General features: G+C 62.5%; 11 protein-coding genes and 1 pseudogene. 1 reads left to right on the top strand and 11 read right to left on the bottom strand.

Annotated features, from left to right (window positions below; genetic code table 11):
• Positions 1-291: pseudogene (locus J4G38_RS17030) on the bottom strand (IS481 family transposase); the annotation flags it as partial.
• Between the two features lie 374 nt (positions 292-665).
• On the opposite strand from J4G38_RS17030, the gene J4G38_RS17025 reads away from it, so the two are divergent.
• A complete protein-coding gene (locus J4G38_RS17025) occupies positions 666-1,028 on the top strand; it encodes an energy transducer TonB (RefSeq protein WP_226163496.1) in 363 nt (120 codons plus the stop codon).
• 62 nt (positions 1,029-1,090) lie between these two features.
• Here J4G38_RS17025 and J4G38_RS17020 read toward each other — a convergent pair whose 3' ends face one another.
• The 10 genes from J4G38_RS17020 to J4G38_RS16975 all read right to left on the bottom strand — a co-directional run bounded on the left by J4G38_RS17020 (position 1,091) and on the right by J4G38_RS16975 (position 16,335).
• Positions 1,091-2,623 (bottom strand): glycoside hydrolase family 32 protein, encoded by a 1,533-nt coding sequence (locus J4G38_RS17020; protein WP_210521652.1) that lies wholly within the window; start codon positions 2,621-2,623, stop codon positions 1,091-1,093.
• 25 nt (positions 2,624-2,648) lie between these two features.
• Positions 2,649-3,548, bottom strand: a complete 900-nt coding sequence (locus J4G38_RS17015; protein ID WP_317198208.1) for a carbohydrate kinase family protein — start codon at positions 3,546-3,548, stop codon at positions 2,649-2,651.
• 210 nt (positions 3,549-3,758) lie between these two features.
• Positions 3,759-5,078, bottom strand: coding sequence for a sugar porter family MFS transporter (locus tag J4G38_RS17010; RefSeq protein ID WP_210521653.1), 1,320 nt, complete (start codon positions 5,076-5,078; stop codon positions 3,759-3,761).
• 123 nt (positions 5,079-5,201) lie between these two features.
• The gene (locus tag J4G38_RS17005; RefSeq protein WP_210521654.1) at positions 5,202-6,926 is read right to left on the bottom strand and encodes a RagB/SusD family nutrient uptake outer membrane protein; all 1,725 of its coding nucleotides are present in this window, start codon (positions 6,924-6,926) and stop codon (positions 5,202-5,204) included.
• A 22-nt stretch (positions 6,927-6,948) separates the two neighbouring features.
• Positions 6,949-10,107: a SusC/RagA family TonB-linked outer membrane protein gene (locus J4G38_RS17000; RefSeq protein ID WP_210521655.1), complete on the bottom strand. Its 3,159-nt coding sequence runs from the start codon at positions 10,105-10,107 to the stop codon at positions 6,949-6,951.
• Between the two features lie 254 nt (positions 10,108-10,361).
• Entirely contained in the window at positions 10,362-13,151 is a 2,790-nt protein-coding gene (locus J4G38_RS16995; protein WP_210521656.1) for a substrate-binding domain-containing protein, read from the bottom strand.
• Between the two features lie 238 nt (positions 13,152-13,389).
• Positions 13,390-14,088: an IS630 family transposase gene (locus J4G38_RS16990; protein WP_210521675.1), complete on the bottom strand. Its 699-nt coding sequence runs from the start codon at positions 14,086-14,088 to the stop codon at positions 13,390-13,392.
• Complete coding sequence (locus tag J4G38_RS16985) at positions 14,064-14,384, bottom strand: helix-turn-helix domain-containing protein (RefSeq protein WP_210521673.1); 321 nt, start codon at positions 14,382-14,384, stop codon at positions 14,064-14,066. The genes J4G38_RS16990 and J4G38_RS16985 overlap by 25 nt, the downstream gene beginning before the upstream one ends.
• A gap of 142 nt (positions 14,385-14,526) precedes the next feature.
• A complete protein-coding gene (locus J4G38_RS16980) occupies positions 14,527-15,261 on the bottom strand; it encodes an alpha/beta fold hydrolase (protein WP_226163494.1) in 735 nt (244 codons plus the stop codon).
• Positions 15,262-15,330: 69 nt separating this feature from the next.
• Positions 15,331-16,335 (bottom strand): alpha/beta hydrolase, encoded by a 1,005-nt coding sequence (locus J4G38_RS16975; protein ID WP_210521674.1) that lies wholly within the window; start codon positions 16,333-16,335, stop codon positions 15,331-15,333.
• Positions 16,336-16,420: the final 85 nt, after the last annotated feature.

The raw sequence follows: 16,420 nt of genomic DNA, 5'->3' as shown, positions 1-16,420 counted from the left end.
GGACAGGGGCGGAATGGTGGCTTGCAGCGCATACGGGCACTCGTCCAGCGCCAGCAGGGTGTGCCGACGAAAGGCCCCGCCGATGGCTTGCTGCTCGGCGGTGAGCACCGTCGAAACCGACGCCGGCCCCCTGCGCGCATCCAGCACAGGGGGGCGCGGGCGCCACCTGGCCGCCGTTTTCGGGTTGATGCGGTAGCGCGTGGCGCCGCTCGGCAGGCTTTCCTGGCGGTGGTGGCTAGCGCGCCCGATTGCCGCCGTGGGGCGGGCGCTGCCGTGGAGTAGTTGTCCCAGGGGAGCACTTGTCCCGTCGGTGCGGGCAAAATTCCAGCCCGGAAAATGCCCCATCACGCCTTGGGACTATACACCTAGTTCAGTTAAACGGTCTGAACAGCAAAAGTTGGGACTAGCGCCCAGGTGCCTGCTGACGGGACTTGTGATTCCCTCCAGTGAGAGAGGTGACGGTTGACATCTGGCTGGTATGATATCTTGTGGGTACTTATAACCAGGTTTGCTCCTGGTCGCGGGCGTTCACGGCCGACGCGGATACGCCACCCGGTTGGAAGCACGGGAAGAACAGCAGCAGCAGGTAAGAACCGATTCTCTGGGCTATTCAACCTTGCAGCCCTTCGTATGATGCCCAGGGAAGAGCCGCCGCGCCCGCCGCCTTGCCATTGCGCCGGGCCGTTCCCTACGAAAATATCGCGCAGAAACCCGCTTTTCCTGTAGGCGAGGCGGCCCTTCGGGCGGCCATCCAGCACCGCGTGCGCTACCCGCGGGCCGCGCAGGGGCAAGAAGCACCGGTCGACCTGGCGGTAGAATGCATCGTCGAGCCCAACGGGCCACTCACGGTGCTCCACACGAGCGAAGTGCCGACGGCCTGCGAAGGGCTGGGCTACGAGCAGGAGGCGGTGCGCGTGGTGCGCACTTTGCCCCCTTTCGTCCCGGGACGGCGGGCGGGCCAGCCCGTTGCCGCAACGGATACAGTCCCCGTCGCTTTTCGACAAGCGGCTAGACACCATAAGCAATGAGCCCGAGACAGTGCAGCCAAATCGGCTGAAGGCAAACGCGCTCTGTTCAGTTTAAGGAGCCATTAATCAGCCGGTTTCGGCAAAGGGCTGGCTAGTTGACTATATGCCAGGCTCTGCATCGTCATTCCCTCGGGTGCTTCCAGCCGGATGGCCGTGAACGGCTTGCTTGGGAAGAACAGCTCCGTGCCCGTGCTGAGCCCACCATCGCCAAACAGTTCCACGGAAGTGGCGTCGACGTACAGCGTAAGGTCGGCGGCGGGTAGCGCAGCCAGTCGGGGGGTGGTATGTCGCCCGGCAAACTTGGCGCTGAACCCGGACGGTCCCGCCTTGCTGCGGTCAATGAAGTACTGCCGGGCCTTGCCATCGTAGCCGATGCGCAATTCCTCGCCGGCCGTATTACTGAGCACCAGCGCAAAATCGCGCAGCTGCGCAGTGCTCAGGTTAAGGGAGAACTTATCGCCCGTAAACTTAAGCCTGTTGGTCAGGTCAAGCGCAACGGCGGAGGCTTTGAGGTTCTTAAGCACGACAACCGGCTGGGCCAGCTTGGCCAGCTCTTTCACCGGCTGCGAGGTGAGGTAGATTTCCGAACCTACCTGGCGCAGCGCCAATTCGCGGGGCAGCGTAGTGGCGTTGCGCCACGGCGAAGTGGGCACCTGGTTGGCGTACTCCCAGTTGCTCATCCAGCCCAGGAAAATCTTGCGGGCGCCGGTGTTGCCCCACGTCACGCCCGCATAGTTGTCGGGGCCGTAGTCGGCCCATTTCGTCCGGTCGTTGAGCGGGGTGAATTGGTGGCCGTCGAAGCTGCCCACGAAATACTGGGTACCCGAGCCGCCGTTGGGGCCGCCGGGGTTCAGGTTGACGAGCAGCACCCAGTGGGTTTTGCCATTGAGCGTGAGCGGGAACAGGTCGGGGCATTCCCATACGCCGCCGTGGGCGCCCAGCTTCTCGCCAAACTCGCTTTCCTTGGTCCAGTCCTTCAGGTTCGGCGAAGAGAAAAAGGTGATGCGGTCCTTGGTGGCCAGGGTCATTATCCACTTTTTCGCCACCTCGTTCCAGCTCACTTTCGGGTCCCGAAAATCCTGAATGCCGGGGTTTTTCAGCACGGGGTTGCCGGCGTACTTGGTCCAGGTTTTACCGGCGTCGAGGCTGTAAGCCAGGCTTTGGTTCTGAAAGGTGTGGGTACCGGCCTTCTCGCCCTTGGGGTCGTGGTGGGTGAAAATAGCCACCAGCGGCGTTTTGCCATCCTTGCCGAAACCGGAGGTGTTCCTGGCGTCTACCACGGCGCTGCCGGAGAAAATGTACCCCAGGCTGTCGGGAAATAGCGCAATGGGCTGCTCCTTCCAGCTCACCAAATCGGTGCTGGTGGCGTGGCCCCAGTGCATGGGCCCCCACACCGAAGCGTTGGGGTAATACTGGTAAAACAGGTGGTACGTGCCCTCGTAGTACACCATGCCATTGGGGTCGTTCATCCAGTGCGCGGCGGGGCTGAAATGATAGCCGGGCCGGTACTGTGGGGTAGCGGGTGGCGCGGGGGCCTGCTGCGCGTGGGCGAGCAAACTCACGCTGCAAAGCACGGAAAGGAGAAAGCGTTTCATGGCGGGGAAAAGGTGATGAACTGAACTACTGCGCGACCGGTGCGCTCATTAACGCCCGTATATCGGCTTCTTTAAAGGCGGGGGTGGCGCCCTGGTGAGTGGCTACCAGCGCTCCGGCAGCGCAGGCAAAGTTTAGGGCCTCCTGTGGGGCGTGGCCCGTAAGCCAGCACTTGAGAAGGGCCGCCAGAAAGGCATCGCCGCTGCCAATGGTGTCCTGCACCTGCACCGTCACGCCAGGGGCGCGGTAGAGCTGGCCGTTGGTCCAGAGCAGGGCCCCGTCGGCCCCGCAGGTTACGCACACCGCCTGCAGACTGAAGCGCTGGGCCAACCAGGGGATGGCCGTGGCAGGCTCGCTTGCGACCCCAAACCACTCGATGATTTCGGCCAGTTCGTGGTGGTTCATTTTCACCAGATTGGCTTTATTGAGCAGGTACTTCACCCCCTCACGGGTGTAGTGCGGCGGGCGCATGTTCACATCAAACACCTTGAACTTTGCGCTTTCGAGCAGGCGGTAGAGGGTTTCACGGGTGCCGGCTTGCCGGGCGGCCAGGCTGCCGAAGACAAAGGCATCGGCACCAGCCACGGCGGCTTCTACGTCGGCGTCGAAGTGGATGTAGTCCCAGGCCACAGGCTGTACAATCTTGTAGGTCACCTCATTGGCATCGTCCACGTTGGCTTTGACGATGCCGGTCAGGTGGGTTTTGCCGAGCTGGATGAGGTCGGTGGCCAAGCCTTTGGACTCCACGAAATCGACCAGTTCGGTGCCCAGCTCGTCGTCGCCCACGCGGCTGATGAAGCGCACGGGCAGCCCCAGCTGGTGCAGGTGCACGGCCACGTTGAAGGGCGCGCCGCCGGGCTGCTTGCCGGTGGGCAGGATATCCCAGAGAATTTCGCCGAAGCAGGCGATGATAGGAAGCATAGCCATGATGGTTGTCAGTTATTCGTAGTCAGTAAAGATGCCAAGTGAAAGCGAATTGCGGTGGAAATCAGTTCTCATGAAACTGATAACAAAAGGCCCCAAAGGGACGAGCCCAAAAAGACGAGTCCGGGGCGGCGGAAGTTATTCATTATAGCGCGCGGGCCGCAGGATGCTCCGCTACGCCCGGCCCGGCCGCGCCTTGTGCGGTTTACCGGTCTAATGCAGCACCAGTGCCTTATCAGCGGCTTCGAGGGTAGTGCCTTTGGTTTCGGGCATCATTTTCCACACGTACAACAGCTGGAGCACCATCATGGCGCAAAAGAAAGCGAAGGTGTTGCCGCCGCCCAGCTTTTCGGCAAAGTAGGGGAAGGAGAAAGCAATGGCCGCCGCCATGACCCAGTGCGTGCTGGAGCCCAGCGCCTGCCCCTTGGCCCGCACCGCGCTCGGGAAAATCTCGGAGATGAACACCCAGATAACCGCGCCCTGCGAAAAGGCGAAGAAACCGATGTACACGAACAGCAGCACCGGCACCAGCATGCCGCCAAACTGCTCGGTGTAGAACGCCCGCGCCACCAAACCCAGCGTGACGATGAGCCCCACCGAACCCACCAGCATGAGCTTGCGCCGCCCAAACCGGTCGATAATATTGACGCCCAGCAGCGTAAAGATGAAATTGACCAGCCCAATGCCGGCCGACGAGAGCAGCGCCGTGCCCTGCCCCAGCCCGGTCATCTCGAAAATGCGCGGCGCGTAGTAGATGATGGCGTTGATGCCCGCCAGCTGGTTGAACATGGCGAACAGCACCGCCAGCAGCACCGGCTGCCGGTATTGCGGCGCCCACAGCGACTCGCCGGGGCCTTCCTCGGCGGCGTTGGCCAGCAGGATGGTTTGCACGTTCCGGGTCGCCGTGGCGGGGTCGATGCGCTCGAAGACGGCGCGGGCTTCTTCCACGCGGTGCTGGCGGAGCAGCCAGCGCGGGCTTTCAGGAATGCGGAACAGCAGCAGGAAGAAGGCAATGGCCGGCACGGCCTGCACGCCCAGCATCCAGCGCCAGGCATCGGGGCCGATGTCTTTCAGCAGGTAGTTAGACAGATACGCCATCAGAATGCCGAACACCACGTTGAACTGGAACATGCCCACCATGCGCCCCCGCGACTCGGGCGGCGACACTTCGGAGATGTAGAGCGGGGCCGTGACCGACGAGGCGCCCACGCCCAGCCCGCCCAGAAAGCGGAACATCATGAACGGTACCCAGGCCGGCGACAGGGCCGCGCCCACCGCCGACACCAGGTAGAGCACCGCAATCCAGCTCAGGGTGCGGCGGCGGCCCAGCGAATCGGAGGGAATGCCGCCGAAGATGGCCCCTATCACCGTGCCAATCAGGGCAATGGAGATGGTGAGGCCGTGCTCCCAGGCGCTGAGATTCCAGACTTGCTGGATGGCTTTCTCGGCCCCGGAAATCACGGCCGTATCGAAGCCGAATAGAAACCCGCCCAGCGCGACCACAATGGACCAGAAGAAGACGTTATTTTTCACAGATGCATTAAAAAAAGTAAAACCATGCGCCGCAACTCAAACTCCCACCCCGCTTTCCGGGGCACTTGTTCCCACCACGCCGCCGGGTGCACGGGGCAGAAGTTGAGTTGGGTAAGCGCTGTGCTACCAGCCGGCGTTTTGTTTGTATAGCCCTTTGCTGAAGTTGATTTGGTTGAGCGGGATGGGCATGTACTCATCCCGGCCGGCCGTGAAATTGGCCGTGGCCAGGTACTGGCGCTTGTTTTTTTCCACGCTGAAATAGGCGTTCAGGTACGTGGCGGCGATGCCCCAGCGGGTGAGGTCGAAGAAGCGGTAGCCCTCCATGGCAAACTCCAGGCGGCGCTCGAAGCGCAGGGCTTCGCGGGCATACGCCTGCGTCCAAACAGTGGCGGGGTAGAGGCCGATGCGGTAGTTGGAGGTGGGCTGGCCGGCACTGTTTCGCAGGCGGGCGGTGCTGTTCTGGGCACGCTGGCGAATCTGGTTCACGATGGGTAGCGCCTCCGAAGCGCGGTTGAGTTCAATGAGGGCCTCGGCTTTCCAGAGCAGCACGTCGGCGTAGCGGATAACGGTCCAGTTCTTCGAGGTGCTCATGAAGGGCGGATTCTTCTGGAAGCTGGGGTCCGAAGGCAACACGTTCTCTTTCATCGACATGAAATAGCCGTACACGCCCGGCACGCGCACCCACGAGTTCTGAAAGACGAACGAGGGGTCGTACTTGTAGGGGTGCGTGGGGATGGCCACGGTGTGGTCGAGGCGCGGGTCGACGGCGTTGGTCTGAAAGTCGGCGGGGGTATCGGCCCGCAAGTCGCTGCTGTTGAAAGTGGTGAAGAGCGGCAGGCCCTGCGCGTCGGTCTTGTAGGCGTTCACCAGGTTCTGGCTGGGCTGGTGGAAGCTGCAGCAGCCGTAGTCGGGGTTCATGGGGTAGTTCAGCTCGTTGCCGCGGTCGGTGCGGCCCTTGGGTGTGCCGTCGTTGCGCGAGAACTGGATGGCGAACACCGACTCGCGGCTGTTGTCGCCCACCGTCAGGAAGTTGGTGGCGTAGTCGGCGTTCAGGATGTACCCGGCGGCGCTCACCTGGTCGCAGAGCGACACCACTTCCGTCAGCTTGGCCTGGTCGATGCCGGTCACGGCGTTGTTATCGCTCTGCGTGTAAGCCTGGTACAGCAGCGTTTTGGCCAGATACGCCTGGGCAGCGGACTTGGTGGCCCGGCCGATTTCGGGCTGCGTGGCGGGCAGGTTGGCCGCCGCGAAGCGGAAGTCATCAGCAATTTTGCCCCAGAGCGCATCGTTGGTCAGGGCCACGTTCGAGATGGTGGCGTAGTCGCTCGTGGCCACGGTTTCATCGATGTAGGGCACGTGCTTGAACACCTCCTTCAGCAGGAAGTAGAAGTGGCCGCGCAGGAAGCGGGCCTCGCCCTGGCGGATGGCCTTGTTGGGCATGGCGGCGTCGCTCACGGCATCGAGGCGGCGCAGCGCGTCGTTGGCCCGCGACACGCCGATGTAGAGCAGGAACCACAGCTCGTCGGTGTTGCCGATGTCGACGCGGTTGAACGAGAAGGTTTCGTAGAAGTGGAAGGCGTCCACATCGGCGGTGCCGCCGCCGCCCTTGTAGGCATCGCCGGCCCGCACGTTGCCATAGGGCCACATGGAGGTGTAGGGCGTGCGGTACACGTCGTTGCCAAGCTGCGAATAGGCCGCAATCACCTGCTTCTCAATGTTGGCGGGCGTGTTCAGCTGCTCGTCGGTCAGGGCACCGGTGGGGTCTACTTCGAGGAACTTCTTGTCGGAGCAGCCAAAGGAGAGCGACAGCAGCGAGCAGGCCAGCGCGAGGGTTTTAATCGATTTCATGGCGAGGGAATTTTGCTGGGCTTTAGAAGGAAAGGTTGAGGCCGGTGGTGTAAATCAGCGGCACCGGGTATTGGTAGTTCGTCACTTCGGGGTCGGGGCCGGTGAACTGCTTGCTCTTGCCGAGCCGGAAATTCTGGGCCTGCACGTAGATGCGTATCCCTTGCAGCTTCACCTTGCCCGCCACCTCGGCGGGCAGCGAGTAGCCCAGCTGCACGTTGCGCAGCTTCAGGTAAGAAGCGTTTTCGATGAAGTAGGTGGAAGCGCGGCCCTCGTTGTTCGAGTTGATGAGGGTAGCGGCCGGAATGGTCGAGCCGGTGTTGGTGGGGGTCCAGGCGTCGAGCAGGCGCTGGCCCCAGTTCTCGCCGGAGGCCAGCGAGGAAAAGTCGGTGCGGAACTTGGAGTTGTTGTAGGCGTAGAGGCCCTGCACGCCTTGCAGGAAAATCTGCAGGTCGAAGCCCTTGTAGCCCGCGCCCAGGTTCAGGCCGTAGCTATAGGCCGGCACGCCCTCCGAAATCCAGGTCTGGTCGAAGTTGTCGATTTTGCCGTCGCCGTTCAGGTCCTTGTAGCGGATGCGGCCGGGAGCGGCCCCCACCTGGGTGGGAGCACCGCTCACCTCGGCCGCGCTCTGGAACAAGCCGTCGGCCACGTAGCCGTAAGTGGCGTTGATGGAGTGGCCCAGGCGGGTCACGTCCTGGCCGTTGCCGCCGTAGGCGTTAATCACCTCGCTGGGCAGGTACGTAAGCTTGTTGCGGAACGTCGAAACGTTGCCCGTGATGCTGTAGGTCAGGCCGTTGGCCAGCTTGTTCTGGTAGCCGAGCAGAAATTCCCAGCCCCTGTTCTGAATGGAAGCGCCATTCACGAACTGGTCGCCACCCTCGCCCACCACGGCCAGGTAGGGCAGGTTCACCAGTATGTCCTTGCTGTTCTTCACGAAGTAGTCGACCGAGCCGGTCAGCTTGTTGTCGAGGAAGCCAAAGTCCACGCCCACATTGGTTTGGGTGGTGGTTTCCCACTTCAGGTTGGGGTTGGCGCGCTGCACGCGGCGGTAGCCCGAGGGCAGGGCCGTGTTGTTGCCGTAAATGTCGTAGGCCGTGCCGTGGTCGTAGTCGAAGTTGGGGTCCAGGGTGCCCAGCAACGACTGGTAGAGGCCGCGGGCGGCAAAGTTGGCAATGTCCTGGTTGCCGGTCTGGCCCCAGCCCGCCCGCAGCTTAAAGTCGGAAATAAACGGCGCGCTGTTCTTCACAAACGCTTCCTCGCTCAGGCGCCAGCCCACCGACAGGGCCGGGAAAACGCCAAACTGGTTATCCGTACCGAAGCGCGACGAGCCGTCGCGCCGGATGGTGGCCGACGCCAGGTACTTATCGGCAAATGCGTAGTTGACCTTGGCGAAGTAGGAGGCCAGCCGGTAGGCCGTGGCCGAGCCGCCGTTGTCCTTGTTGGCCGCACCGGCGTCGAGCACCACGTAGCTGGGGTCTTCGGTGGCGAAGTTGGTGCGCGAGGCGTAGGTGCTCTCAAAATCGTAGCTGATGCGCTCGTTGCCCAGCAGCACGTCCAGCTGGTGCTTGTCGCCCAGCGGCACGCGGTAGTTCAGCGTGTTTTGCCACGTCCAGCTGCCCCCAAAGCTGTTGTTGACCGTCACCCGGTTGTCCTGGTTCGAGAGGAAGCCGGCCTTGAACGTCTTGTACAGCTCGGTGTACTTATACAGGCTGTAGTCGACGCCGAAGCTGGTGCGCAGGTGCAGGCCCTTGAGGATTTCGGCATCGGCAAACACGTTGCCGAACGCCCGGCCGGTATTGGAGCGGTTCTGCTGGTTATCCGTCAGCAAGCGCAGCGGGTTGTCGCGGTCGCTCATGCCGGCCACCGGGCCGCCCCAGCCCACGCCGTCCACGGTGTGCACCGGCACGATGGACGGCAGCTGGCTGCTGCGGTCGCGCACCAGGCCCAGGTCGTACTGCACCTGCCGGGTTTTGGCCAGCGTCAGGTTTTCGCCCACTTTCAGCTTGCCGCCGAAGTAGTTATACTCCGAGTTCAGGCGGGCCGTGAAGCGGTTCAGGCCCGTGTATTTCAGCGTGCCGGTGTTGTCGTAGTAGTTCAGCGAGAACAGGGCCCCGCCCCGCTCGCCGCCGCTGCTCAGGCTCAGGTTGTACTGCTGAATGAGGGCATCCTGCTGGGTTTGCTTGAACCAGTCGGTATCGGCCGAGCGCTGGGTCTTGTCGGCGTCGATGAACTCGGGCACCACCACCTGGTCGAGCACCGGCTGGCCGCTGGCGTCCAGGTGCGACTGGTAGCTGTAGAACGGAATGTTGGGCGCGGTGTGGTCGTTGGTCGAAGCCTGCCAGTACACCTTGCCGTAGTCCAGCGTATTCAGCATCTTGATGTGCGACCCGGCCTTCTGCAAGGTGAAAAAGGTGGAGAAATCGACGCGGGTAGCGCCCTTCTTGGCCTTCTTCGTGGTGATGATAATCACGCCGTTGCCGGCCCGCGAGCCGTAGATGCTGGCCGCCGAAGCGTCTTTCAGCACCTGAATGCTCTCGATGTCGTTCTGGTTAATCTGCCCGATGCCTTCCTTGGTCGGAATGCCGTCGATGACGTAGAGTGGGTCGTTGTTGCCCAGCGTGCCGAAGCCGCGGATGCGCACCGTGGCCCCGCTGCCGGGCGCCCCGTCGGTGGTGATGTTCACGCCCGGCACGCGGCCTTGCAGGTTGCGCGTCACGTCGTTGGAGGTCATGTCCTTCACTTCATCCACCTTAATCACCGACACGGCCCCGGTCAGGTCGGCCTTGCGCTGGGTCTGGTAGCCGGTCACCACCACTTCGTCCAGGGCGGCCGCATCAGTTGCCATCCGGGCCGCTACCGTGGTTTGGCTGCCCACCGGCACCTCCTGGGTTTTGTAGCCCACGAAGGAGAAAACCAGCGTTGCGTTGTCGGGCACACTGATGGCAAAGCTGCCGTCGGGACCGGTGCTGGTGCCCAGGGCTGTGCCCTTCACGAGCACCGTCACGCCGGGCAGGCCTTCGCCTTTCTCGTCGGTCACCTTGCCCGTAATAGGCCGGTCGGCCAGCGCCGAGTGCGTGGGCCGGGCCGGGCCGCTGGCTTCGGCAGGGCCCGCCGCCAGGGCCGGGCCGCCGGCGAGCAGCGCCACCAGCGCCGCTTGCGGAAGAGAATGTAGCAATGAGTTCATGCGTTTTTGAGTGGGATTAAACAGCAGAAAAAGGACCTGACCAACTCCCGGCCACCAAGAGCAGCGGGGTGATTGATGATTCAAATTTCCGGCGGCCAGCCCCGGCGGGCTTGCTCAATCCTCTCAAAAGCGTTAACTATTCGTTCACCGCATAAAATATATTATTTACTTTGATTATCAGTGATTTATCCCATTATAAACGATTGGGAAATGCGTCCTGGTTACACCCACGTTACCTGCCTTTCACTATCCGTTCAGCCCACGGGCGCAATGTGCAGGGCTCGGTACTCGGAGGGTGAAATCTGGTAACGCCCCTTGAAGCTGGTGGAGAAATACGAGGGCGAATTGAAGCCCAACTGATAGGCAACCTCCGCAATGGTGAGGGAGTCATCAAGCAACAGCTGGCGGGCTTTGGTGAGGCGGACGCTCTGCACGAAGTCCGTCGGGCTGGTGCCGAGCACGGCCTTCACCTTGCGGTAGAGCTGCACCCGCGAGATGCCCAGGCTGCGGGCCACGTCCTCCACGCTCAGGTCGGCCCGGTCGAGGTTGGCCTCCACAATGGCCGATAAGGTGGCCAGAAACTTCTGGTCGACGCGCTGAGCCGGGGCCACGGTGGCCGTGTCCACGCTCAGCTCGCGGCGGAAATGCTCGCGCTGCCGCTCGCGGTTGCTGAGCAGCGTGCGCAGGCTTTCGAGCAGGAAAGTCGGGTTGAATGGCTTGGTAAGGTAGAGGTCGGCCCCGGCCTGCACGCCCTCTACCTGCTGCTCGGGCGCGCCCTGGGCCGTAAGCAACACAACGGGAATGTGGGAGGTGCGCCAGTCGCCCTTCAGCTGCGCCACTACTTCCAGCCCGTTGACTTCGGGCATCATCACGTCGCTCACGATGAGGTCGGGAATAAGTTCGGCGGCCAGGCGCAGGCCCGCCGCCCCGTCGGTAGCGGTGCGTACCTGGAAGTGCGGGCGCAGCTTCTGGGCCAGAAAGGCATTAACGTCCTCATTGTCTTCGATAAGCAGCACCAGGGCGTCACGCCCTTCGCCGGTGGCAAAGCGGGCTTCAAGGGCCTCATCGGTGGCCGTGGGCGTTGCGGCCAGGGGTTCCTCGGCCAGCGGCGTCAAGCTGGGCATGTTGGCCTTCCCCGGCGCCAGCAGCGCGGCCGGTAGGGTGAGGGGCAGCGTCACCACAAAGGTGCTGCCCTGGCCCACCCGGCTCGTAAACGTGAGCTGCCCCAGGTGCAGGCGGGTGAGCCCCAGCGCCAGGGCCAGGCCCATCCCCGAGCCTTGCGCGCCCGGGTGCTGCCCCTGGTAAAACCACTCGAAGATGTGCGCCTGGTCCTGCTCGTTGATGCCGCGCCCGGTGTCTTCTACGCGCACGCGCACGGTGCGCTCAGCCGGCAGCGGCTGAATGCTAACGGTTACCTGCCCGTGCTCCGGGGTGAATTTCAACGCGTTGGCCAGCAGATTAAAGAACACCTTGTCCAGAATGTTCACATCGAAGGGCAGGCTGATGAGTGGCTCCGCCGGCAAAAAGCAGAGCGTCACCCCCTTCTGCCGGGCCGATTTCTCGAAGGAGTCCAGAATTTCCCGCACGAAGGCCACGAGGTTGCCCTCGGTGGCGTGCACCGGCATCTTCCCCACATCAATCTTGCGGAAATCCATGAGCTGGTTCACCAGGCGCAGCAGGCGCTGGGCATTGCGGCGCACCAGGCCCAGGTCCTGGCGGTGGGCAGCGTCAAAGTGGGTGCCGCTGGTCAGCATTTCCTCTACCGGCCCCAAAATGAGGGTAAGCGGCGTGCGCAGCTCGTGCGAGAAGTTGGTGAAGAAGCGCAGCTTGGCCTCGGTTTCGACCTTCGCCCGCTCGGCAAACTCCTGAATCTGGTTGCGCTGGGAGCGGATTTCGTTGTTTTGCCCGGCCAGTACGCGGGTGATGCGGCGGTTGGCCCGCAACGCGCGCCACACCAGCAGGCCCAGCGCCGCCGCTACCAGGAGCGCCCCGGCCAGCACGTAGAGCACCGTTTGCTGGCTGGCGTAGGTATCGCGCTGTTGCTGCAACAGGCGCTGCTGCCGCTGAATGTCCTGCTGCTGGCTGGCCAGCTGCTCCGTCTGCATCTTCATGGTCAGCACGTTGGTCGAGTCGATAACCATGGTGCCAAGAATATTCTCCTTCGCGTATGGACGATGCTCCAGGATGTTCATGGCCGTGCGAATGGCTTCCTCGCCGCCCGGCGGGTAGAGCAACGTGGCCGTGAGCACGCCGTCCTGCACAAACTGGATACCACCCTGCGGCCCCGACAGCCCATCCACGCCCACCACCCGGATGCGGTGCTCCAGCCCCAGCTGCTTGCACACCTGGTAGGCGCCCAGGGCCATGCGGTCGTTGTGCGCGAAAATCACGTTCACCTCGGGGTGCGCGCGCAGCACGGCGGGCAGGCTCGCGATGACCGATGGCCGCTTCCAGTCGCCTTGCACCTGTGCCACGAGGCGAAGGCCGGGGTAGGCAGCCAAGGCTGAAACCAACCCGCGGTGCCGGTCAACGGCCGGCGATGCGCCGGCCAATCCCTGGATTTCCACTATGTTGCCACGGCCAGCGAGCAGGCTCCTGATGTACCGGCCGGCGGCCTGGCCTATCGCCAGGTTGTTGCCTCCCACGTAGGCCGTGTAGAGTTTGGAGGCGATGCGCCGGTCCAGGATAACCACCGGAATGCCGCGGTTGAAAGCTTCCTCCACCACCGGCGTTACGGGTTCGGCTTCGTTGGCCGATACTATCAGTAAGTCAATCCCCTCCTTCAGAAATTCCTGAATTTGCTGTTGCTGGCGGTTGCTGTTGTCGCGAGCGTCTTTCAGGCGGAAAGTCACATTTGGGTAAAAGCTCAGCTCTTTGCGCATCCCGGCCAGCATGGCTTGCCGCCAGGCATCGCCGGTGGTGCATTGCGAGAACCCGATGGTGTAGCGCGGCGGCTGGGCGGCCTGGACTGCGCTTCTTCCCGTACCCAATAACAAGCAGATGCACAGCACCACCCCAATAATTTGGCGGGCACTTCTAAGCATGTAAGGCATTCTATCGCGCATTTGGACGTCTCATCTCCTTTGGAAGCACAATGAGGAGCTCCCTTTTAACAGAAAAATATGAGAGGTAACTAAGGTCAGTTATTTCAATTTGCTGCCTGCAGGGGTACAATCTACTACTAATATTTCGGCATTACGTCCAACCCGTCTTCTCACTCACCGGTTTATCTCCTTGTCCGTCCAACTCGGTTTTGGCATAGGTGGGGTGTTATTATACTCGTCACAGAGTGGTGTGCGAGTCAATAATATGAAACTTGAGGGTTAGACGGGACGCGAGTTCTTGTCCAAACTCGGGGAGTCGGTTGAAAAAGTCCAGGACGGCCGTTTTGAATTGGCCCTTGGTGCGATAGAAAGCAGTATTAATGATTTTCTGGCGCAGAAACTTCCACAGGCGCTCAATCAGGTTCAGATTGGGCGAGTAGGGGGGCAGAAAGACCTGGAACAGGCGTTTGTCGGCCAGCCAGGCCAGGAGGGCCTTGTTTTTGTAGTAGCGGGCGTTGTCGCAGATGACCTGGAGTGGACCGTCGGGGTGGGCCGTGAGCAGTTTTTCGTACAGCCGCTGGGTGCTTTGGGCATTGACGCAGTCGGTTTCATCGAGGTAGACCTGCCGGGGGCAGTGGGCGTTGAGGGCGGCATTCAGGTTGACCCGCTCGCGGCCGCTGACGGTGAGCAGGGGCCGTTCTTTGCCCGTTTCGGTCCACACATGGGTGGCGCGGGTGTTGGGGGTGGGGTGGGCTGCGTCGGCAAAGTACACCACCGCTTCCCCGGCCTCGGCGGCGGCCAGCAGTGGGGCCAGCGTGTCGGCGACGAAGGCCGTTTGCTTCGCGGCATCGGCTTGGCAGGGTACGGCCGTGGTCAATTTATAGGAGAACCCCAGCCGGTGCAGCAGGTCGGTCAGCCCCGAGATAGAGTGGCGCACCCCGTAGCGGGCGGCCAGCCAGTCGGCAATGGCCCGGCAGTCGGTGTAGAGCGCCTGCCCCAGTAGCCGGGCTGTTCGGCGTGTAGGTAGCCCGCCAAGCCCTTCAAGCGGTAGGTCTGGACGTAGCGGTATAGGGTGGCTTCGTCTAGGCCCAGGTCCTCGGCGATGGCCGCCACGGCCCGTCCCCGGTCGAGCATAAGAAGGACCGTCACCGGCACATACCCCGCCTTGCCCCGGCAGGCGCGTTGCGCTTGCCGCAGCAACTGCCGCTCTGTATCGGAAAGCTGAACTTCCATTGCACAATTTTAAGCCTTTATTCGCATCTCACTTCGCGATGAGTATAGAAATGATTCACCCACTATAGTTAAACACAAAACACCTTTCCAGGAGGAATTTTCCTGGAAAGGTGCCTTACAAATGCCGTGCTTGATGCCCGGTTTACTTGGCAGCCAGCTTGGTAGCGGCGTCCATGATGACAGCAGCTACCTGCGTGGGCTGGGCCAGCATGGCCACGTGGCTCGAGGCCACGGTCGTCGTGGTGGCCTTCATTTTCTTGGCCAATGTGCGCTCCAGGTCGGGGTTAATCATGCGGTCGTTGCTGGCCACGATGTACCAGGACGGCTTGGTTTTCCAGGCGGCCTGGGTCACTTTCTCCTTCAGGGCCGAAAAGGCCTGGGGGCCCTGCGTGGCGATGAGCACCTGCTGCTCGACCTTGGGCAGGTCCTGGGCAAAATCCTCCATGATGCCTTTCGGGGTCATGCTCACGAAGCTGGAGGCGTCGGGCCGGATTTCGTCGTTGCCGGGCGTGGCGGGCGCGGTTTGCACCAGCTCCAGGAACGACTGGCCTTCGTCGGGGGCCGCGGCGGCCACGTACACCAGGCCGGCCACTTTCGGGTCGTTGCCGGCCTCGGTGATGACCACGCCGCCCCAGGAATGGCCCACGAGCAGCACCGGGCCGTCCTGCAGGGCGATGGCGCGCTTAGTGGAGGCCACATCGTCGGCCAGGGAGGTGAGCGGGTTTTGCACGGCCGTGACGTGGTAGCCCTTGGCTTGCAGCAAGGGGATTACCTTGGCCCAGCTGGAGCCGTCGGCCCAGGTGCCGTGCACGAGCACGATGTTTTTGATGCCAACGGCGGCGGGCGCGGCGGCGTTGTCAGGGGAAGTAAGGCTCATGGATAAAAGGGCTAAGGCGCCTAGCGCGGTTAAAACAGTGATTTTCATAATAGTGGTTGGTTAGGGCTCTCAGGAGCCAAGGTGTTTTTTGAGTTCGGCCCCCGCCTGTACCACCAGGGAGCGCACCTGCGGCAGCGTGGCCAGCCCATTGAGCAGGCCGAAATCGTGAATCATGCCGTTGTAGCGCACCGTGGTCACGGGCACGCCGGCCTCGTCGAGCTGGCGGCCGTAGGCTTCGGCAGCATCGCGCAGGATGTCGGCTTCGCCAATCTGGATGAGGGCCGGCGGCAGGCCCTGCAGCTGCTCTTTGGTGGCGTGCAGCGGCGAAGCGTATACCTGGGCGCGCTCGGCGGGGTCGGTGGTGTAGTGGTCGTACATCCACTTCATGAGCGAGGTGGTCAGGAACCGGTCCTGGCCGAATTTCTGGTACGACTCGGTTTCGAAATTCGAGTCCACGAGGGGCCACATCATGATTTGCAGCTTGATATGGGGGCCGCCTTTCTCCTTGGCCATCAGGGTGGTGACGGCCGTCATGTTGCCGCCCACGCTGTTGCCCACCACGGCCAGGTTGTGGCCATCGACGTTGATTTCGGCCCCGTGCTCGGCCACCCATTTGGTGGCGGCGTAGATTTCGTGGATGGCCTGCGGGTACTGCGCCTCCGGGCTGGGCGTGTAGTCCACGAACACCGCCGCGTAGCCGGACTCCACTACCAAATCGCGCACCAGACGCTGGTGGGTGGGAAAATCGCCGAGCACCCAGCCGCCGCCGTGGATGAAGATGAACACGGGCAGCACCGTATCAGCGGTGCCGGTGGGGCGCACGATGTGCAGCGGCACCGGCAGGCCCTCGCTGCGGATGGTTTTTTCGGACACTTCAATGCCCGACAAATCGACTTTTACCGAAGCCTGCGCGCCCACCAGCCCCAGGCGGGCTTCCTGGGGCGAGAGGGTTTCGAGGGGCGGGCCGCCCGCGCCGTTCAGGGCGGCCAGGAAGGTTTTGACCTCGCGGGAAAGGGCCGAGTCGAGGGCGACGGGCGTCGTTTGGGACGACTGGTACGTGGCGGTGTTGCTCATCATAGGGCAGGGGTTAATTATCGGTACTGGCATGGGCCACTGCGCTCAGCAAGGAAGCGTAGTACTTGATTGACAGCACAAACCT

The organism is Hymenobacter terricola (assembly GCF_017921975.2).
Lineage (GTDB): Bacteria > Bacteroidota > Bacteroidia > Cytophagales > Hymenobacteraceae > Hymenobacter > Hymenobacter terricola.
Note: the sequence above shows the minus strand (reverse complement) of the source record. Positions and strands in the feature narration are given on the sequence as shown.